General features: G+C 46.4%; 19 protein-coding genes. 17 read left to right on the forward strand and 2 right to left on the reverse strand.

The annotated features are described in order from the left end of the window. Positions 1 to 44: 44 nt before the first annotated feature. Entirely contained in the window at positions 45 to 242 is a 198-nt protein-coding gene (locus tag H8S75_RS04010) for a cold shock domain-containing protein (protein WP_002603753.1), read from the reverse strand. Between the two features lie 236 nt (positions 243 to 478). Here H8S75_RS04010 and H8S75_RS04015 point away from each other — a divergent pair, with 236 nt between their 5' ends. Next, positions 479 to 1,024 (forward strand): DUF5662 family protein, encoded by a 546-nt coding sequence (locus H8S75_RS04015; protein ID WP_002603754.1) that lies wholly within the window; start codon positions 479 to 481, stop codon positions 1,022 to 1,024. Positions 1,025 to 1,037: 13 nt separating this feature from the next. After that, positions 1,038 to 1,847 carry a helix-turn-helix transcriptional regulator gene (locus H8S75_RS04020; RefSeq protein WP_243270161.1) on the forward strand — a complete coding sequence of 270 codons (810 nt, stop codon included), beginning with the start codon at positions 1,038 to 1,040 and terminating at the stop codon, positions 1,845 to 1,847. 32 nt (positions 1,848 to 1,879) lie between these two features. Here H8S75_RS04020 and H8S75_RS04025 read toward each other — a convergent pair whose 3' ends face one another. Then, on the reverse strand, positions 1,880 to 2,977 hold the full coding sequence (locus H8S75_RS04025) for a ribonuclease H-like domain-containing protein (protein ID WP_187019466.1): 1,098 nt from the start codon (positions 2,975 to 2,977) through the stop codon (positions 1,880 to 1,882). 240 nt (positions 2,978 to 3,217) lie between these two features. On the opposite strand from H8S75_RS04025, the gene ruvA reads away from it, so the two are divergent. The 15 genes from ruvA (at position 3,218) to H8S75_RS04100 (ending at position 21,391) form a co-directional block, all read left to right on the forward strand. Beyond that, entirely contained in the window at positions 3,218 to 3,826 is a 609-nt protein-coding gene (gene ruvA / locus H8S75_RS04030; protein ID WP_187019468.1) for a Holliday junction branch migration protein RuvA, read from the forward strand. Between the two features lie 21 nt (positions 3,827 to 3,847). Beyond that, positions 3,848 to 4,843, forward strand: coding sequence for a Holliday junction branch migration DNA helicase RuvB (gene ruvB, locus H8S75_RS04035; RefSeq protein ID WP_187019471.1), 996 nt, complete (start codon positions 3,848 to 3,850; stop codon positions 4,841 to 4,843). 116 nt (positions 4,844 to 4,959) lie between these two features. Further along, positions 4,960 to 5,400, forward strand: coding sequence for a cell division protein ZapA (locus H8S75_RS04040; RefSeq protein ID WP_055652982.1), 441 nt, complete (start codon positions 4,960 to 4,962; stop codon positions 5,398 to 5,400). A 70-nt stretch (positions 5,401 to 5,470) separates the two neighbouring features. After that, positions 5,471 to 7,702, forward strand: coding sequence for a U32 family peptidase (locus H8S75_RS04045; RefSeq protein ID WP_187019473.1), 2,232 nt, complete (start codon positions 5,471 to 5,473; stop codon positions 7,700 to 7,702). A 6-nt stretch (positions 7,703 to 7,708) separates the two neighbouring features. Further along, on the forward strand, positions 7,709 to 9,037 hold the full coding sequence (locus H8S75_RS04050; RefSeq protein ID WP_187019475.1) for an FtsW/RodA/SpoVE family cell cycle protein: 1,329 nt from the start codon (positions 7,709 to 7,711) through the stop codon (positions 9,035 to 9,037). Next, positions 9,024 to 10,451, forward strand: coding sequence for a peptidoglycan D,D-transpeptidase FtsI family protein (locus H8S75_RS04055; protein WP_187019477.1), 1,428 nt, complete (start codon positions 9,024 to 9,026; stop codon positions 10,449 to 10,451). Before H8S75_RS04050 ends, H8S75_RS04055 begins: the two co-directional genes overlap by 14 nt. Positions 10,452 to 10,630: 179 nt before the next feature. After that, positions 10,631 to 11,083, forward strand: a complete 453-nt coding sequence (locus H8S75_RS04060; RefSeq protein WP_002603763.1) for an NUDIX hydrolase — start codon at positions 10,631 to 10,633, stop codon at positions 11,081 to 11,083. Positions 11,084 to 11,370: 287 nt separating this feature from the next. Continuing rightward, complete coding sequence (locus H8S75_RS04065; protein WP_187019479.1) at positions 11,371 to 12,864, forward strand: carboxypeptidase M32; 1,494 nt, start codon at positions 11,371 to 11,373, stop codon at positions 12,862 to 12,864. Between the two features lie 109 nt (positions 12,865 to 12,973). Further along, entirely contained in the window at positions 12,974 to 13,903 is a 930-nt protein-coding gene (cysK, locus tag H8S75_RS04070) for a cysteine synthase A (protein ID WP_187019481.1), read from the forward strand. A gap of 230 nt (positions 13,904 to 14,133) precedes the next feature. After that, the gene (locus tag H8S75_RS04075) at positions 14,134 to 14,976 is read left to right on the forward strand and encodes a tyrosine-type recombinase/integrase (protein WP_187019483.1); all 843 of its coding nucleotides are present in this window, start codon (positions 14,134 to 14,136) and stop codon (positions 14,974 to 14,976) included. Between the two features lie 238 nt (positions 14,977 to 15,214). Further along, positions 15,215 to 15,559: a helix-turn-helix domain-containing protein gene (locus H8S75_RS04080; RefSeq protein WP_187019486.1), complete on the forward strand. Its 345-nt coding sequence runs from the start codon at positions 15,215 to 15,217 to the stop codon at positions 15,557 to 15,559. Between the two features lie 182 nt (positions 15,560 to 15,741). After that, positions 15,742 to 17,889 carry a polysaccharide biosynthesis protein gene (locus tag H8S75_RS04085; RefSeq protein ID WP_432764175.1) on the forward strand — a complete coding sequence of 716 codons (2,148 nt, stop codon included), beginning with the start codon at positions 15,742 to 15,744 and terminating at the stop codon, positions 17,887 to 17,889. Positions 17,890 to 18,024: 135 nt separating this feature from the next. Continuing rightward, positions 18,025 to 19,056 carry a DegT/DnrJ/EryC1/StrS aminotransferase family protein gene (locus H8S75_RS04090; protein WP_187019490.1) on the forward strand — a complete coding sequence of 344 codons (1,032 nt, stop codon included), beginning with the start codon at positions 18,025 to 18,027 and terminating at the stop codon, positions 19,054 to 19,056. 375 nt (positions 19,057 to 19,431) lie between these two features. After that, a complete protein-coding gene (locus H8S75_RS04095; protein WP_187019492.1) occupies positions 19,432 to 20,715 on the forward strand; it encodes a DegT/DnrJ/EryC1/StrS family aminotransferase in 1,284 nt (427 codons plus the stop codon). 31 nt (positions 20,716 to 20,746) lie between these two features. Further along, entirely contained in the window at positions 20,747 to 21,391 is a 645-nt protein-coding gene (locus tag H8S75_RS04100) for a sugar transferase (protein ID WP_187019494.1), read from the forward strand.

Raw genomic sequence — 21,391 nt, forward strand, 5'->3', positions numbered from 1 at the left:
AGTGGCGGTCACATCTTGAAAAAGGTACATCGCTAAGTCAATGATTAAAATTTGGTAACGTTTACTGCCTGAGGTCCCTTAGCACCATCGACTACGTCGAATTCTACGCTGGCGCCTTCGTCTAAAGACTTGAAGCCATCCATGTTCAGACCTGAGTAGTGTACGAATACGTCGTTACCCTGCTCGTCGGAAATAAATCCGTAACCTTTTTGGTTGTTAAACCACTTAACTGTACCTTTCATTGTGATACCTCCAAAATGAATAAAAAAATTATAGTATATTGAGCTGCAGCATCTCTGCAACTTCCCTAAGAATAGCATAGTTTGGGAAAGGTGTCAAACATTTTCAGCTTAAAAAAATAAGAAATCTAAAAAATAAAAGAAGAAAGAAATTATAGTGGCATAGAGTAGGAAAAGTGTGGTAAAATGGGAACGATTTGAAGCGTATTCTGCGCTTTTAAGAACAGATGGAGGCGGCCATGACGTTACATAATCTTTGGGGACATTTTCATACGATAACGGTGCATAAATTCAGAGTCATGAAGAATTGTTTCCGGGTAGGGCTTTATAAACAGGGACTCCTTCATGATCTGTCGAAATACGGTCCGGAAGAGTTTATTCCAGGGGTGATTTATTATCAGGGGACGAGGAGTCCCAACGCTGCAGAAAGGGAGGAGAAGGGCTTTTCGAAGGCGTGGCTTCACCACAAGGGGAGGAATAAGCATCATTACGAATACTGGATCGACTTTACGACAGATATGTCGAAGGGTCTGGCCGGCCATAAGATGCCGCTGAAGTACGTCATCGAGATGATGATGGACCGGATCGCTGCGTCCAAAACATATAAGGGGAAGGACTACACGGATGCATCCCCCTGGGAGTATTACAGCCATGCAAAGAAGTATATGGTCATAGCGCCGGAGACGGCTAAGCTGCTGGAAGAACTCCTTCTGATGCTGAAGGAACATGGAGAAGAGCGGACCTTCGCCTATATGAAGGCCCTGCTGAAAAATGGTGATTATTGATTGGGGGAAAGCTATGAAGTGCAACATCAGCCGCACAAAGCGGTCTTATGAGTTTTACATGGCGGAAAGCCACTGGCATACGCATTACGAGTTTTATTATCTCTATTCGGGACACTGCAAGATATTTATCAACCATACGCTGTATTACGTTGAGCCGGGGGATATTATCTTCTTAAAGCCGGGGGAGATACACCGGACCACATACCATTCGAGTCCGGTAAATGAAAGGGTTACCATCAGCTTTGACGGGGAATATCTCGACAGTATGAAAGAACTGTGCGGGGAAGAGAATGTGGAATATATATTCCGCAACTCGAAGGTTACCGTTCCAAGTGGAAACCGGAGCAGGGTGGAAGAACTGATCAGCCGGATCGAATACGAGGAGACAGGACAGGATGGATTTTCACCGCTCATGAAAAGAGGGTGTTTTTATGAACTTTTGGTGTCACTGTCCCGCTGTCAGGAGGCGGAGACGGATCACGGCCGGCTGGAACTGGGAGAAGAGACCATCGAGGAAGCTGCCAAATATATCTACGATCATTATCAGAATCCCATTACTCTGGAGGAGATGGCGGAATTAAGCCACATGAGTCCCGCCTATTTCTCCCGGAAGTTTAAGGCGGTCACAGGTTTTGGGTATAAAGAATATCTGACCAATATCAGAATCCGGGAGGCGTCGAGACTTCTTCTCAATTCCGATTGCTCTGTCACAGAGATTGCAGACCGGTGCGGATTTGGAGACGGAAACTATTTTGGAGACGCGTTCAGAAAGGCGAAAGGTGTATCTCCGCGTGCATTCAGAAAGATGCAGGGGGGCGTTTGAACGAATGCTCTTTGGCGTAGCATTCGGCGCCCTTATTTACTGCACAGGTAATCCAGTAAATGACGGACGTAACCGCCGTTACGTTCCTGTTCCGCAAACTGCCTGTCATCATATGGAAAGTATGTGATACGGTCCTTATACTCCTTTTGAAGAACCGGCTCAAAGATGGGAGCAAACTGGGGCAGATAACAGCCGTCACGGCGTGTATAGCAGGTCTTTGCCGTTGCCTTGATGCGGGCTTCCCTGTCCACGTATTCGGCGACGCTCTTATGGATAGCCCGGTCCTCATAGATAAGGTAGTAATAATTTTTGTAATCAGGATAAAAATACTTAAGCTCCCCCTCATACAGATCGACAGAGGCCGTGAGCTGTCCGCCCTTCGCATCAAGATCGGCCACGGAGGAGGAACGGGAAAATGGAACCGGCACGGTATAGTCGCTTTGGTAAATTAGTTTGAGGGCGTGATATTCCCGGCCGAAGAGATCGTTCCGTGTCAGAAGCTCCTGATCTACCAGCGTGAAGCTGTGCTCCAGATAGTCCGGATAATTGAGTATCGGCAGGATGCCAGGCATCCCCCGGAGATCATCGGCATTATGTAAGAGAAGCATGTCCAAAAGCACCTGTTCGTGCGAAAATAAATAATCCTTATATACTTCAATCAGCTGGCCGCCGGAGTAGATATCTTCCCGCTCGACGCCGAGAAACTGTTCGATGGCTTTCTGTTTCATGCTCTCCAGGCCAAGCAGGTTCCGGTAAGGGCGGATTTTTTTATAGATATCCAGACTCGTCACTCCGGAAAAATCGTAAGGCAGGTCGTAGACACGGCAGCGCTTTAAAAGATAAGGAATATCGAAGCCGTCCCCGTTAAAATGAACGACGATAGGGTAACGTTTTAGAAATTCGAAGAAGGTTATAAGCACCTCTTTCTCGGCAGACACGGTGTCGGCAAACCACTGAACCAGGTTCCATCGGCCGCCCTCGTAATAGACGCATCCCACTAAATACAGGTTGGAATATTCTCCGGAAAATCCGGTCGTTTCTATATCAAAAAATAAAAGGTCTTCCCGCTTTCCGAGACGGTCCAAAGGGTATGTCTCAGGGAAAAGCGGTGTTTCGTGTATGGTAATCATTGTGATGTCTCCTGAAATCCGTTTTTATGGAGTCATTATATCATAAGGAGAAAATTCAGGAAAGACTTAAACCTGTCTTTTTAAGTGTGGATTTACCGGAAAAATGGATTCCTCCCAGTTTGTGAAGGGCAACCTCCGGGCAGGAAAACAGAATATTTGTTCGATTAACTGCTTGCATATGAATACACGGTATGATATGATAAAAGGCAAAGCAGAGAAGAGAAAAAGGAGACTGAGCGCGTGATTTCTTATGTAAAGGGACCTCTGGTCGATATCTTTGAAGACACCGTGATCATTGAAGCGGGATACATCGGTCTGGAAATCCATGTACCGTTATCCGTACTGGACCGCTTGCCGGGCATTGGTATGGAGACGATTTTGTATACATATTTTCAGGTGAGGGAAGACGGGATGTGCCTTTATGGTTTCTTAAACCGGCAGGACTTACGGATGTTTAAACAGCTGATCAGCGTCAGCGGGATTGGACCGAAGGGGGCGCTGGGCGTCCTGTCGGCCATGACGCCTGATGATTTGAGGGTCGCTATTATTTCCGGCGACGCGAAGGCAATTTCCAGGGCGCCGGGGATCGGAGTGAAGACGGCCCAGCGGGTGATTCTGGATTTGAAGGACAAGATTGATATGGCGGATGTTCTGCCTGCACACTTTGTGGCAGCGGAAGGCCCCGAGATATCAGCCGGAGGTGTGGCCAAAGAGGCGATCGAAGCGCTGGTCGCTCTGGGATACTCCCAGACCGAGGCGAACCGCGCGGTAGGCAAGGTGGAAGTGACTGACGTCATGACCTCCGAGGATGTCCTGAAGGCATCGCTGAAGCATCTGGCATTCCTATAAAAACAGCAGGTAGATGAGAAGATGGAACGAAGAATCATAACGACAGAAGTTACGGAAGAAGATAAGCGGATTGAGCCCAACCTCCGTCCGCAGAGTCTGAACGATTATATTGGCCAGGAGAAACTGAAGGCCAACTTAAAGGTGTATATCGACGCGGCGAAGGCCAGGGGAGAATCTCTTGACCATGTGCTGTTTTACGGACCGCCGGGACTGGGGAAGACAACATTATCCGGGATCATTGCCAATGAGATGGGCGTGAACATGAAAGTGACCAGCGGCCCCGCGATTGAGAAGCCGGGGGAGATGGCGGCTATATTGAATAACCTCCAGGAAGGCGATGTCCTGTTTGTGGATGAGATACACCGCCTTAACCGTCAGGTGGAGGAAGTCCTGTATCCGGCTATGGAGGATTACGCAATTGACATCATGCTGGGCAAGGATTCCGCAGCGCGTTCGATCCGCCTGGATTTACCCAGGTTTACGCTGGTCGGTGCAACCACCAGGGCGGGACTCTTGACAGCCCCGCTGCGGGACCGGTTCGGCGTGGTACAGAAGATGGAATTTTATACGCCGGAGGAGCTTCAGATTATCGTCTGCCACTCGGCTAAGGTATTAGAGGTGGAGATTGAGCCGGAAGGCGCCGCGGAGATCGCCAAGCGCTCCAGAGGTACGCCGCGGTTGGCGAACCGTCTGTTAAAGCGGGTTCGTGATTTTGCCCAGGTGAAGTACAACGGCGTGATTACGAAAGAGGTGGCAGATTTCGCACTGGATATTCTGGATGTGGATAAGTTTGGACTGGATAACAATGACAGAGCCATCTTAATCACAATGATAGAAAAATTTTCGGGAGGACCGGTGGGGCTTGAGACGCTGGCGGCTTCTCTCGGCGAGGATGCAGGGACTTTGGAGGACGTGTATGAACCCTATCTGCTGATGAACGGGTTTATCAACCGAACGCCCCGCGGCCGTGTGGCGACGGAACGGGCGTATCACCATCTGGGACTTGCTCTGGAATAGCTGCGAACAGGAAGAAATGTAAAAACTCAGTGCAGGAAAACACTTTGACATCCGTGTAAAATATGGTATATTATGATAAGAAAGCGATACAGCAAAAGATAACAGGAGAGCATGACATGGATACCAAGCACTATACCGAGGTTTTAATAGATGGAAGAATATATACTCTGGGAGGCACCGAGGATGAGGGCTACATGCAGCGTGTGGCCAGCTATATCAATGAGATGATCACAACGCTTAAGAGGCAGGAAGGTTTTACGAAGCAGAGTGCAGAGTACCAGACCGCCATGGTAGAACTGAATATGGCGGACGATTACTTCAAAGCGAGAGAACAGATCGCGCAGCTGGAGCGGCAAAAGCATGAGATGGAAAAGGAAGTCTACAGCCTGAAGCATGAGCTGGTGACGACCCAGATGAAACTGGAGGCCGCGAATAAGGAACTGGCAGCAGGCAGAACCTCCAGACAGGCTGCATCTGCCGGGAATGCTTCGGAGAGTAAGAAGAACGCAGGTCAGACCGGCGGCACAGTCCGGACAGGCAGTGAGAATAAGGAATAAAATCGGGGGATGTCTCATGAGCAGGGAGACATCCCCTTATTATTAGAAAAAGTTTATCAGGGAGGATTACGTGAAACAGAAAAGAGTAGAGATTCTCGCTCCGGCGGGGTCATTGGAAAGTATGAAGGCAGCAGTGGCGGCAGGGGCCGATGCAGTCTATATCGGCGGCAGCAGGTTTGGAGCCCGCGCTTACGCGGATAATCCGGAAGAAGACCGTCTTTTAGAGGCGATTGATTATGCCCATCTCCATGGATGCAGACTGTACATGACCGTAAACACGCTCATGAAGGAAACGGAGCTGGCAGATTTATATGCGTTTCTGGAGCCTTATTATATGCGGGGAGTCGATGCGGTTATCGTTCAGGATATGGGGGCGTTTGCACTGATCAGAGAGCGTTTCCCGGAACTGCCGGTCCACGCCAGTACGCAGATGACTATAACTGGAGTGTATGGGGCACGTCTCCTGAAGGAACTGGGCGCGGAGCGTGTGGTGACTGCCAGGGAATTGTCTCTGGGGGAGATTGCGGGAATTCACCGTGATGTGGACGTGGAGATCGAAAGCTTTGTCCATGGGGCGCTTTGCTACTGCTATTCAGGGCAATGTCTGTTCAGCAGCCTGATCGGCGGACGGAGCGGCAACCGGGGGAGGTGTGCCCAGACCTGCCGCCTGCCTTATGACGTGAAACGGGACGGGAAGACTCTGAATGGGAAGGACAGCCGGTATGTGCTGAGTTTAAAGGATTTATGCACCCTGGATCTCATTCCCGATATGATAGAAGCGGGAATCTACTCCATGAAGATTGAAGGCCGGATGAAGAGCCCGCGCTACACGGCCGGAGTGGTGGAAATCTACCGCCGCTACACGGACCTTTATCTGGAACGGGGACGGGCCGGTTACCGGGTGGATGAAAAGGACAGAAAGCGCCTTCTGGAGCTGTTTGACCGCGGAGGCCAGACGGACGGATACTACCGCCGCCATAATGGAAAAGATATGGTGGTATGGAAGGAAAAACCGTCCTTCCGTGAAGGCAACCAGGAGTTGTTCGATTATCTGGATAAGAATTTTGTGGAAAAGCAGCTGCAGGAGCCGATCCAGGGAACGGTTGTCCTGGAGACGGGAAAGCCTGCATTGCTGGAGCTTTCCTGCGGAGACTGCCGCGTGTCTGTGTCCGGTGATCCCGTTCTGGAGGCGTTAAAACAGCCCATGGATGAAGCCCGGATCAGAAAGCAGCTGGAAAAGACCGGGAATACTCCATTTTACTTTGAAACTCTTACCGTAGAGCTTGCCGGGGAAGTGTTTCTTCCGGTGCAGTCTTTGAATGATCTGCGAAGAAGAGGGCTGGAAGCACTGGAAGACGCAGTGCTTAAGCAGTACCGCCGTGAAGCGCCGCAAACGGTGCCGCAGACGGTGGAAACAGTGCCGCAGATGGTGGAAACGGCGGACGAAAAGAATCGCGGTACGGTGGAGACTGCCAACCGCAGAGAAAGCGGTTTGGCGCGTATTTTCGTTTCCCTCGAACGCCCGGACTGTCTCCGCGCAGTTCTCGATAATCCTCATGTGAAGCGTGTCTATGTGGATGCGGCTGAGTTCGGGCCGGAGCTTTGGAAAACGACGGTCTCGGCCTGTCACGACGCGGGAAAAGAGTGTATGCTGACGATGCCCCATATCTTCCGGACCGAGGCGGAACGGTATTTCGAACACAGTCAGAAGGCTTTTTGCGAAGCCGGATTTGACGGAGTGCTGATCCGTTCCATGGAAGAGATCGGATATTTGAAGGAACATGGCCCGGAAATCCCCTGGGTTTTCGACTATGGGATGTATGGAATGAACGACAGAGCGGAATCCTTTCTTATGAAGATGGGTGCCGCAGAGCTGACCTGGCCGGTAGAATTAAACGAGAGAGAGCTTTCCCGGCTCTCCAAATCTGGCGAGCTGATTGCATATGGCCGTCTGCCCATGATGGTGACGGCGCAGTGTATTCACCAGGGAACGGAGAAGTGTGATAAAAAGCCAGGGCTTCTTATGCTGAAAGACCGTATGGGCAAGGAATTTCCTGTGAAGAATCACTGTGCATTCTGCTATAACTCGATTTATAATGCGGCGCCGGTATCTCTCCTGGGAATGGAGAAACAGATAAAGGCACTGGCCCCGGCGGCGGTAAGACTTCAGTTTACCGTTGAGACATTTGAGGAGACGGCGGCGGTGATCCGGTGCTTTACAGACAGCCTGCTGTCGGGGAAACGGGTGGAACAGCCCTTTGGGGACTTTACAAGAGGACATTTTAAACGCGGTGTGGAGTAGGAGCCTATGGTGAATCTGATTGTCGATGTATCCAGGTATTTGATGATACTGCTGATTGCGGTGTATACCTGGTTGAATTTCCGGTATTTTTCTTTCCGGGATGAAGGAAAACAAAAGAAGATATGCGCACGTCAGAACCGGTGCATGTTTCTGATTCATTTTCTGGCATACGGGATACTGTGGCTGAAAACGGGAGATGAGCGCATCCTCGCGTTTTATGTGGCGCAGGTGGTATTTTTTCTGTGTTACATTTACGTTTACCGCCTGTTCTACCACAATGTTTCGCGGCTTTTGGTCAACAATATGTGTATGCTGCTCAGCGTGGGCTTTATCATTCTAACGCGGCTGTCCTTTGACCGGGCGCTGAAACAGTTCGTGATTGTGCTGGCGGCCGCGGTCATTACCTGGATTATACCGTTTATTATGGACCGGGTATGGCAGCTGTCGAAGATTCCGTGGGTCTATGGGATCCTGGGACTGATTCTGCTGGGCGTCGTGCTGATTACCGGGATTAGCAGCTATGGAGCTCAGCTTTCCATCGGAATCGGAGACTTTACCTTCCAGCCGTCTGAATTCGTAAAAATCAGCTTCGTCTTCTTCGTGGCGACCATGTTTTACCGTTCCACGAAGTTTAAGACGGTGTGTATGACTACGCTGGTGGCCGCCCTTCATGTGCTGATTCTGGTGGCTTCCAAGGATTTGGGCAGCGCATTGATTTTCTTCGTAACCTACGTGCTGATGCTGTTTGTGGCTACGGGGAAATGGGTGTATCTTCTGGGCGGAGCAGGTGCGGGGACCGCGGCTTCGGTGCTGGCCTATCAGCTTTTCGATCATGTCAGGGCGAGGGTGCTTGCCTGGAGAAATCCATGGTCGGATATTGAAAATAAGGGATACCAGATTACCCAGTCCCTTTTCGCCATCGGTACGGGCGGCTGGTTTGGCATGGGACTCTGCCAGGGAATGCCTGGGAAGATACCTGTGGTGGAAAAGGACTTTGTATTTTCCGCCGTCTCGGAGGAACTGGGAGGAATCTTTGCCCTGTGCGTTCTGTTCATCTGCTTCGGATGCTTCCTGCAGTTTATGATGATTGCCAGCCGCATGAAAGCGGTGTTTTACAAACTGATTGCCTTTGGCCTGGGAACGGTCTATATCGTCCAGGTATTTTTAACCGTGGGAGGCGTGACGAAGTTCATTCCTTCTACCGGAGTGACCCTTCCCCTGATGAGTTACGGCGGAAGCTCTGTGTTCAGCACGTTTATTCTGTTCGGAGTCATGCAGGGGCTGTATATTTTAAAACAGAATGAAGAGGAAGAGAAACAATATGAAAAAGGCTGACCCGAATCCCAAGGCAAACCGCCATATTCTGATGATTACCTATGCGGTGGCGGCTCTTTTCGCAGGACTGGTCCTGTATTTTGCCTTTTTTCTTCAGATAAAAAGTGAAAATGTGATCAACAATTCCTACAACGCCCGGCTCGACAGTTTTTCGGACCGGGTGGTAAGGGGAGAAATCTTAAGCAGTGACGGAAGAGTTCTGGCTCAGACAAATGTGGACGAGAACGGCGGCGAAACGAGGTATTACCCCTATGATTCCATGTTCTCCCATGTGGTTGGGTATTCTACCAAGGGAAAGACCGGCCTGGAGGCACTGGGTAACTTTTATCTGCTGACCAGCCACGTGAATCTGGCCGAGCAGGTGATCAATGAGCTGTCCTCCGTTAAAAATCTCGGGGACAATGTGATCACGACTCTCGACGTAGACCTCCAGAAGGCGGCGTATGACGCTCTGGGCAGCCGGAAAGGTGCGGTGGTCGCTATGGAACCGGACACTGGGAAGATACTCGCCATGGTCTCAAAACCGGACTACAATACCAATATGCTGGCTGCGGACTGGGACGCTCTCGTGGCAGGCGGCAACAGCGAGGGACAGCTGTTAAACCGTGCCACTCAGGGGCTTTATCCGCCGGGCTCGACGTTCAAGATCGTGACGGCATTGGAGTATATAAGGGAGAATCCGGAGAATTTCAGGGATTACCGGTTCGACTGCAGCGGTTTTTTTCACTATGAGGATTACACGATAAAATGTTACCATGAGACGGCGCACGGCAGTCAGGATTTTGTCAGGGCCTTTGCAAATTCCTGCAACGGCGCTTTTGCGAATCTCGCCCTGATGCTGGATTTAGGAAGGCTTAAGACCACGGCGGATCAGCTTCTGTTCGATACGCCTCTTCCCATCGCCATTCCATACAGTCAGAGCGCCTATACGCTGACGCCGGACGGCGATACGTGGCAGATACTTCAGACCTCCATCGGACAGGGGCAGACCCAGATGACACCCATACATGGCGGCATGATCGCGGCAGCCATCGCAAACGGCGGCACTCTGATGAAGCCGTACCTCATCGACCACGTGGAAAATGTAGGCGGTGATGTCATTAAAAAATTTATGCCCCAGTCATACGGCAATCTGATGACCGCGGAGGAGTCGGCCAGCTTAACAGAGCTTATGCGGGCCGTTGTAACGGAAGGAACCGGTTCCGCGGTGCGTACGGATGCCTATACGGTAGCGGGGAAGACGGGATCGGCGGAATTTGACAAGGACAAGGAGACTCACGCATGGTTTATCGGATTTGCCCCGGCGGAGCATCCGAAGCTGGTGGTAAGCGTGATCGTGGAGGAAGGCGGTTCCGGGGGAAAAACGGCCGCTCCAATAGCCAGATCGCTGTTTGATACCTACTTTTCGAGATGACAGGGTTCCGTTTCACAATCCGCCGGGCACCGAAAACTCCAGACGGATCGTGAAACGGAACATGACAAGAACACTCTTGCATATAAGTTTAAAAAGAGGTATACTATACCCAGTCTGTGAGACACACCAAAACCGGAATCCCGGACAGGGATGCAAGGTTTCAGTCTGGAGGAATTGCAATGATAGAGGCAACGAGCTGTGGCGGTGTGGTTATTTTTCGAGGTAAAATTCTGGTTTTATATAAGAATTATAAGAACAAATATGAAGGTTGGGTTTTGCCAAAAGGAACTGTAGAAGCGGGAGAAGAATATAAGGAGACGGCCCTTCGTGAAGTGAAGGAAGAGACGGGAGTCAGTGCGTCGATTATTAAGTATATCGGAAAGAGCCAGTACTCCTTTAACACGCCGCAGGATATGGTGGAGAAGGATGTTCACTGGTATCTGATGATGGCGGACAGCTATTACAGCAAACCACAACGGGAAGAGTATTTTATCGATTCCGGGTATTATAAGTTCCATGAAGCGTATCATTTACTGAAATTTTCCAACGAGAAACAGATTTTGGAAAAAGCCTATAATGAATATCTGGATTTAAAAAAGAGCAACTTATGGGGCAATAAGAAGTATTTTTGATGCATGGAATCGTGGATATACACGGATCACACGAAAAAATGGATGCAGGAATGCCGGAAATACCGGTTTCCTGCATTTTTCGTTTTTTGACGTTTGCAGGCGGAGAATCGGCAGACGGATAGTAGTAATTTCTGAGTTTTCGTATATACTGTTTGGTAAGACTGTCTCTTACCGTTTGCAGCATGCCTTGTGGGCCGGATTTCCATACTTTACAGGATATGGCAGAAGAGGTATACTGAATACATGTTTGACAGAATATGAATAAAGAAGCAAGGAGATAAGGCATCATGAGCAAAGCATATGAAAGACTGGAAAAAGTACTGGAAAAGACAATGGCGTTACAGACCGCTCTGATTTTGTTTGAGTGGGATAATGAGACGCTGGCACCCGAGGAAGCCGGAGCCCATACGGCCAGAGTGATCGGAGCTTTATCTGAAGAGTATTACAACATGGTGGCAGGCGACGAAATGAAAGAAGCCATCGAAGCGTGTGAGAAGGAAGAGGGCCTCACAGATGTGGAGAAAGCCATTGTGAAAGAGGCGAAGGAGACAAGAGAACAGCTTGTCTGCATCCCGGCGGAGGAGTACCGCGATAACGCACAGCTGGTATCGGAGGCTACGAGAGTGTGGTCTAAGGCGAAGAAGGAGAATGATTTCGACAAATTTGTTCCCACTCTGAAAAAGGTAGTGGACTACCAGAAGAAATTTGCCTCCTACCGCGCAAAGGATGGCGTAAAACTCTACGATTCCATGCTGGATCTATACGAGAAGGACTTTAACATGGAATTGCTGGATCAGTTCTTTGATGAGCTGAAAGAGGCCATCGTTCCCCTGATCCGTGAGATCAAGGAGCGTGGAAAGAAGATTGAAAACGCCTTCTTGACAGGAGATTATCCGGAAGAGAAGCAGAGAGAGCTGGCGGAATTTCTGGCAGAGTACGTGGGATTTGATTTTAATAAGGGCGTGCTGGCAGTCAGTGCCCATCCATTTACGACGAATTTGCACAATCATGACGTAAGAATTACGACCCATTACAGCGACCATGTGGACAGCTCCCTGTTCTCGGTGATCCACGAGGCGGGCCACGGAATCTATGAACTCGGTATCGGCGACGATCTGACACAGACACTGGTGGGCCAGGGCGCTTCCATGGGAATGCATGAATCCCAGTCCAGATTCTTCGAAAATATTATCGGCCGCAACGCCGCTTTCTGGGTACCGCTTTATGAGAAGCTCCAGTCCATTTTCCCGGAGCAGTTAAAGGGAGTCAGCAGGGAACAGTTTGTGGAAGCCATCAATAAGGCAGAACCGGGCCTGATTCGTACAGAGGCGGATGAGCTGACATACAGCCTTCACGTTCTGATCCGGTATGAGATCGAGAAGATGATCATCGAGGAAGACCTGGATTTAAAGAAGCTTCCGGAGATCTGGGCGGACAAATACGAGGAGTACTTAGGAATCCGTCCTGAAAATGCCTCCGAAGGCGTACTGCAGGATATTCACTGGTCTCAGGGCTCCTTTGGCTACTTCCCATCCTATGCGCTGGGCAGTGCGTTTGGGGCACAGTTGTATTACCATATGAAGAAAGAGATGGATTTCGAGGGCCTTCTGGAGAGAGGGGAGATCGGAGTAATCCGTGAATATTTACGGGAAAACGTCCATCGTTTCGGCAAGCTGAAGACCAGCAGAGAGATTCTGAAGGATACGACAGGAGAAGATTTCAATCCGAAGTATTACATTCAGTATCTGAAGGAAAAATACAGCCGCTTATACGATTTATAGAAATATTTTCCATAATCACAAAAAAACAGTTGACAAATGGCAGTAACAAGACTAAAATCAGTAAAAAGAATTCATATAAGAACACTATGAATTGGAAAAGAGGATGATTATGGAAAAGATCAGAAAGAGTGCAATGGAACTGATTGGCAGCACCCCGCTGGTGGAGCTGACTAATTACGAGAAGAAGCATCAGCTGAAGGCGTCCGTCATCGCAAAACTGGAGTATTTAAATCCGGCAGGCAGCGTAAAGGACCGTGCGGCGCTGTTTATGATTCTTGACGCGGAAGCGGCGGGAACCTTGAAACCGGGCGCAACCATTATCGAACCGACTTCCGGTAATACCGGCATTGGCATTGCCAGCATCGCGGCGATGAAGGGCTACCGTGCAGTTCTCACCATGCCGGAAACCATGAGCGTGGAGCGACGGAATTTACTGAAGGCCTACGGTGCAGAGATTGTACTGACCGATGGCAAGAAGGGGATGAAGGGAGCGATCGCGAAGGCAGAAGAGCTGAGAGACGAGATACCCGGATCCGTTATCATGGGTCAGTTTGATAATCCGGCTAATGTGAAGGCTCATAAGGAGACGACCGGTCCGGAGATCTGGAGGGATACCGATGGTACTGTAGATATTTTCGTAGCAGGAGTCGGAACCGGCGGAACGATTACCGGAACCGGCGAATATTTAAAGAGCCAGAATCCTGACGTGAAAATCGTAGCGGTAGAACCGGAGGGATCTCCCATTCTTTCCGGCGGAAATCCTGGTCCTCACGGACTTCAGGGAATTGGCGCCGGATTCATTCCAACGATCCTGAACCAGGATATTTATGATGAGATCATTCGGGTGAAGGACGAAGATGCCTATGTGACCGGTCGTGAGATTGCTCAGAATGAAGGAATTCTGGTTGGTATTTCATCCTCGGCAGCGGTATGGGCTGCAAAGGAACTGGCCGGAAGAACGGAAAATGAAGGGAAGAGAATCGTTGTTCTGCTTCCCGATACGGGAGACCGGTATTTCTCTACGCCGTTGTTCTCCTGATGTATATAGAAAAAGTTCGCCGCAGGAATGTGATTGGTTCCTGCGGTTTTTTTGTATCATCAAGGTGCTTTTTGGTGACACGGATGGTTTACGATACCTCATCGGCTTGTTCCTATACGGCTGATGGGGCATTTTTTATGCATGAAGCTATGGGGGTGTGCTAAACTTAATTGCGGCAAAGGGAAAAATATGAGTATGCAACAATACGAATGGGGAAAGAGGTAGAAGGAATGAATGGACTTAAGATTAAAAGAACAGAAGTTGAAGAGTTTAAAAAATATTTAATTATGGAAGAGAAAAGTAAAATAACGATTAAAAAGTATATTCATGACATCGGATGCTTTTTAAGCTATATAGGGAAAAATCCGGTGACCAAAGAGCGGATCATCAGCTACAAGGAGTCCCTGCAAAAAAAATACAGCGCAAGAAGTGTGAACACCATGCTCGCGTCCTTAAACAGTTTCTTTCGCTGGCTGGATCATCCGGAATTTCTTGTTAAGCAGCTAAAAATACAGCAGCAGGCCTTTTGCCTGGAGGAAAAAGAACTGACGAGACAGGAGTATGTCCGCCTGGTAAAAGCAGCGAGAAGGACCGGCAATATCAGGCTGGAGATGATCCTGCAGACGATCTGCTGTACGGGAATTCGAGTGAGCGAGTTGTGTTTCGTGACGGTAAAGGCTGTCAGGCTGGGATACGCAGAGGTGTGCTGTAAAGGGAAAAACAGAAGGATCATGATTCCGGGAAATCTGAGAAAAAAACTGCTTCTTTACATACAGAAAAATGGAATCGAAAAAGGGGAGGTGTTTATCACGAAAGCCGGCAATACCATGGACAGAAGCAATATCTGGCGCAAAATGAAAGGTTTGGCGAAAGAAGCCGGGGTTCTGGCCGATAAAATATTTCCGCATAATCTCCGTCATCTGTTTGCCAGAAGCTTTTACGAAATTGATAAGGATATTGCGAAGCTCGCAGATGTGTTGGGGCACAGCAGTATCAATACAACAAGAATCTATATGATTTCCACTGGAGAGGAACACCGGAGGCAGCTGGAACGGCTGCGGCTGGTGGTTTGAGGGGATACAACATAATAAATATTATGTTGTAAGTATAACTATTATATCTGTTTTAAACCGAAACTCCATATTATACTAGCACGCATTTCGACTTTTTACAACTCTTAAAATCCAAAATCCCCTAAAATATGTGAATGAATTTTCAAAACATTGTTATCCGAATGTAAGCAACAGGCGACTTGTCGTCCTATATACAACATAATATTTATTATGTTGTTTAGGCGAAAGGCGGGATGAAATGGTTACCTATAACAGGCAGGAAGTAGGCAAGCGTCTGGGCTGCCGTCGACGCGAAATGGGACTGACCGGGGAGGAAATGGGAAGAAGAATCGGGAAGAATGGCCGGTATTACCGGGATATTGAGAATGGCCGATGCGGCATGTCTGTTGAGACATTAATTCTTCTTTCTGAGGAGATGGGATTGTCACTGGATTATCTGATCTACGGCGCCTCGTCTGATGACGGCGGCGACCGGCTGGATGAACAGAAGCAGATTGTAAATAGATTGTCCCACTGCAATGGACGCATTCGCGAGGGGGCGGTGAATCTGTTGAAGGTTTATTTGGAATCTGTTCCAAAGTGATACGGATAAAAGTAATCCCGATTATATACAACCCGATAGATGCAATGAACAGATAACCCCGAAGTTTTTCGGGGTTAGGGGAGAATGGAGTATGAAGTACAGTGAAAGTTAATACAAATGAACGAAAGAATAAGGACAAAGCGTTAAACCATGCAAATGATAATACCTCAAAAAAAAGACATATCGAACATTGGAAAGTAGTCGCTTTCTATCTCATCATATATGACATAATCGCAGTGAATTTTTCTTACTTTTTTGGTTTGTGGCTGCGGTTTGATTTGCGTTTTTCGAATATCCCACAGACATACCTTAATTCATACTTGAGATTTGCACCGTTCTATACGGTGTTTGTGTTGGTTGTATTTTATGCGCTGCATCTGTATAAAAGCCTATGGAGATTTGCCAGCTTTAGTGAATTAAATCGAATATTTGCATCGAGTGTGATTACTACAGTATTTCATATTGTATGCATCACGTTGCTCATTAAGCGTATGCCGATTTCTTATTATGTGATTGGTGCAGCCATGCAGCTTGCATTGGTAACTGCAATACGATTCGCTTATCGCTATATTACGTTGGAAAGGACGCGAAGAGAGAGAAGCGTTAAGGCAGTTCACAATGTAATGGTAATTGGAGCTGGTGCCGCAGGACAGGTTATCTTAAAGGAATTAAAAAGTTCAACAGAAGTCCTGTCAAAGCCATGCTGTGTGATTGACGATAATCCTAATAAATGGGGCCGATTCATGGAAGGCGTGCTTATCGTCGGAGGACGTGATTCAATCATGGAATCGGTAGAGAAATACAGTATTGACCAAATATTATTAGCAATTCCGACAGCGTCTCCGAAGGACAAGCGAGATATTTTAAATATCTGTAAAGAGACACATTGTGAGTTGAAAAGTTTGCCTGGTATTTATCAGCTGACAAACGGTGAGGTATCTTTAAGCAGAATGAAGGCAGTGGCTGTGGAGGATTTGCTGGGCAGAGATCCAATTAAGGTAAATATGGAGGAAATATTTCGATATATTAAAGGAAAGACCATTCTTGTCACTGGAGGAGGTGGTTCGATCGGTAGCGAGCTCTGCCGCCAGATTGCAGGTCATGAACCGAAACAGCTTATTATCTTTGATGTCTATGAAAACAATGCTTACGATATCGAACAGGAGTTGAAAAGAAAATACAAGGATAAGCTGGATCTGGTTGTCTTAATTGGTTCCGTGCGGGACAGCAGAAGAATCAATATGGTCTTTGAAAAGTATAAACCGGATATTGTATACCATGCGGCTGCGCATAAGCATGTTCCATTAATGGAGACAAGTCCCAATGAGGCCATAAAAAATAACGTAGTGGGAACCTATAAGACGGCCTACGCTGCGTTGAAACATGGCACACAGCGTTTTGTTCTAATCAGTACAGATAAGGCTGTCAACCCGACCAGTATTATGGGGGCGAGTAAACGGCTCTGCGAGATGGTTATTCAGAGTATGGATGCAATCAGCAAGGAAGGTAAGATGGATCTACTTCCATTTTTGCATGCTCATGCTAATAAAGTAATTGATGGACAGATTGTGCCTGATCCGGTGGACCATATGGCTGTTAATGGTTTGGGAGAAGATAAACGGTCGGATAGTGCAGGCAAAGGCATTAGTAAAAACAATAAAAAAGATATAGGGTTTGACATTGCTAAAAAAGGAAAAGACCCACAGTTTACTGAGTCTAAACGAACACAATTTGTGGCAGTCCGTTTTGGTAATGTACTTGGAAGTAACGGCTCAGTTATTCCGTTGTTTAAAAAGCAGATCGAGGCAGGAGGTCCGGTTACAGTTACTCATCCAGATATAGTTCGTTATTTTATGACAATACCAGAAGCAGTAAGTCTCGTTATGCAGGCAGGAACATATGCAAAGGGCGGGGAGATATTTATTTTGGATATGGGAGATCCCGTTAAGATTGATACACTTGCCCGAAATTTAATTAAATTATCAGGGTATGAGCCCGGAATTGATATTCAAATGGCATATACCGGTTTGAGGCCTGGTGAAAAGTTGTTTGAAGAGAAACTGATGGCTGAAGAGGGAATGTTGAAGACAGCCAATGAACTGATTCATATAGGAAAACCAATTCCATTTGATAAAGAGGTATTTTTAAAACAGTTAGAGAATCTCGCTAAGGCAAGTTATGAAAATAGTGATTATATCGTCGACATGGTGAGGAAGATAGTAACGACATTTCAGCCCGTGGGTGACAAGCCTACGGGAAATGAAATTGTAAGAAAGAATCAGATTAGTAGTGCCATGGTAGAGGCGGCGGTTACAAATATGACTGAATAACAAGAATATGGAGAAGAACTTTCTGCATAAAGCATTATGTACAAAGTGGAAGTCTATAGTAAGTAATGTGGAAATAAAAGCAACATGTCGCCAGGGAAATATTAATGCGATTTATTTTACAGGAGCAGAGAATATATGGAGATTGGAAGCGAATTCTGGGAAGCGGATTCCTTAACTGGAAGAAAAAAATACTTTTTATCTGGAAGAACGGCTTTGGAATATATCATTAGGGACATTCTGGAGGATTATAGGATAGAATCGGTTTTGCTGCCCGGATATTGTTGCCATACGATGATTGAACCATTTAGCAGACATGGGATTTCCGTTCGCTTCTATGATGTGTTCTACGATAAGAGCAGGGGGCTTTGTGCAGACATACCAGAACGCCAAAATAATGAGATATTTTACTACATGACTTATTTTGGCTTTTCAAATATAGCTGGAGTTAATATGAGTGAGATCAGGAAAGCGTATGACGTAATCATTGAGGATAAAACACACTCTTGGCTTGAGAAGGGCTTGGAGAATTTCGCTGATTATACATATGCCAGCTACCGGAAATGGACAGGATTTTACGGGATTGCGGAAGCCAATAAACGAGTCGGGAATTTCAAACCAATAGAAGGTGGTATTGGCGAAACTTACAGCAGAATGCGAAAAACAGCTATGTTTATGAAGAAGAGATATATTGAGGCAGGAACGGATAATAAGGAGTTATTTCTTACCAGGTTCGATGAAGCCGAGGCATTTCTGGAAAAAGATTATGTCGGATATATTCCAACAGAAGAGTGCCTGCTGCAATTGGTCAATACAGATTTTGAGTTTATAAAAGGGCGACGAAAAAGAAATGCGGATATTTTACTCTGGGGGCTAAGCGGAATGCGGAGCTGCACACTGTTACATAAAAGTAGAAATGAGGATAATACGCCGCTATTTGTTCCAATTCTTGTTAATGGAAATCGGGATGCGCTGCGGAAGTATCTGATTGACAATCAGGTGTATTGCCCTGTGCATTGGCCTCTTTCCGATTATCATCGGAGATTAAGTGAACGAGGAAAAATAATTTATGAAGAAGAGCTTTCACTGGTATGTGACCAGCGATACGGGGAAGAGGATATGGAAAAAGTAGTCAAGCTGATAAGAGACTATTTTAACGAAAGGACTTAAGCAAAGATGATAACAGAGATTGGAGTCAATAAAAGAACATTGGAATAAAACGGTTTCACCCTTTTGCAAATTACGATGTTTTTTATCTAAATAAATATGTCTCCTCGTTTATGAAAGAAAATAAAAGCAATGGAGAGCCGATACTGCTGTATTATGTAAATGGTTCAGACAGGGCAATGAATGTACTTTTTAAAAGGAATATGTGGTTGATTATGATGCTTTAAGAAAGCATTTTATTGAGAAATAGATTGTGGAGTAAAAATGTGAGGAAGACGAGTAAATGGTAAAAGTGTTTATGACGAATATCTAGCGTTGCAAGGTAAATTGAATAAGGCATTCCCAATTGTTATTTATACAGGAAAGAGGAAAAGAATCATGTTTGTTAGATCAGAGAATATGAAGCCCTTTGAATCAAAAATATGGCTGGCTTCACCCACAATGCACGGTGAAGAAATGAGATACGTGATAGAGGCGTATGAAACAAACTGGATGTCTACAGTGGGAGTTAATATCAATGAAGTAGAGCGTACTGCAGCAGAGAAAGCAGAAGTAAAGTATGCCGTAGGTCTGTCTTGCTGTACTGCAGCATTACATCTTTGTGTGAAGCTTGCGGGGGAAAAATTGTATGGTAAATCAGCAAATGGTCATGGCGCTGTTGAAAGTAAGCGTGTGTTCTGCTCTGACATGACATTTAGTGCAACTTTGAATCCGGTTGTGTATGAAGGCGGTATTCCGGTGTTTATTGATACTGAGCGTGATACCTGGAATATGGACCCAGTTGCACTGGAGAAAGCGTTTGAGATTTATCCGGAAGTAAAGCTTGTTGTAGCAGCGCATTTATATGGATTCCCTGGAAAAATAGATGAACTGAGGGCTGTATGCGACAAACATAGTGCGCTGCTGATAGAAGATGCAGCTGAATCTATGGGAGCTACATACAAAGGTAAGCAAACTGGCTCTTTTGGTGATTACGCGGCAATTTCTTATAATGGGAACAAAATTATAACCGGTTCCAGTGGTGGTTGTTTACTTACGAATGATCTGGAGGCCGCAAACAAAGCACGTAAATGGTCTACACAGGCACGTGAAAATGCTGCCTGGTATCAACATGAGGAAGTCGGATATAACTATCGCATGAGTAATGTTATTGCAGGTGTTGTTCGTGGTCAATATCCATATCTGGAAGAACATATTAAACAGAAAAAGGCAATTTGGGAGAGGTATAAAGAAGGCTTTAAGGATTTGCCTGTATCAATGAATCCATTTGAGGAGGATAAATCTGTTCCAAACTACTGGTTAAGTGCAATGATACTTGATAAAGATGCAATGTGTGAACAGGTACGTGACGACAGTACAGCTATATATCGTCCAGAACATGGCAAGAGCTGTCCAACGGAGATATTAGATGCAATCGCAGATATCAATGCAGAAGGGCGTCCAATCTGGAAGCCAATGCATATGCAGCCTATGTACAGAATGAATGCGTTTATTACCGCTGCTGGTAATGGTAGAGCAAAAACAAATGCTTACATTGCTGGTAGTATAGAGGATATTGGCTCTGATATCTTTAAACGTGGTTTATGCCTGCCTTCGGATAATAAGATGACTGTAAAGCAACAGGATAGAATTATTGAAGTTATTAAAAGATGTTTTGAATGATAATAATGCTGTGTTTTAAGGAGATAGGATTATGAAAAATAACCAATTATATAAGAATTATATAAAGCGTATAATCGATATTTTGGTTGCAGTTACATTTATTGCTTTATTCTGGTGGTTATTATTAATTATTGCTGTATTGGTTCGAATTAATATGGGAAGCCCTGTTCTCTATACTACAGAAAGAGTAGGTAAAGATGAGAGGATTTTTCGTATTTATAAGTTTAGAAGCATGACTAATGAAGTCGATGAAAATGGAGTTTTATTACCAGGTAATAAGCGTTTGACCAAATTTGGTGGGTTATTGCGGAGTACAAGCCTTGATGAACTCCCGTCTCTGATAAATGTGTTAAAAGGAGAATTGAGTATTGTTGGACCTCGTCCACTTCCCGTAAAATATATGCCTTATTATTATGATCATGAAAGAATCCGTCATTCTGTTAATCCTGGTCTTACAGGGTGGGCCCAAATTAATGGCAGAAATGCAATTACATGGGATCATAAATTCGAACTTGATATAGAGTATGTTAATAACATTTCATTTCTATTTGATATAAAGGTGATTTTATTGACAGCGTGGAAAGTAATCAAAAGAAGCGATATTATTCAGGATGACCAGCAAACAGGAAGTCTTTATATAGTTCGCAAAGAGATGAACCGTGTTGAGGGAGATTAA

Origin of the sequence: Hungatella hominis, from assembly GCF_014288005.1 — a bacterium.
Classification (GTDB): Bacteria; Bacillota; Clostridia; order Lachnospirales; family Lachnospiraceae; genus Hungatella; species Hungatella effluvii.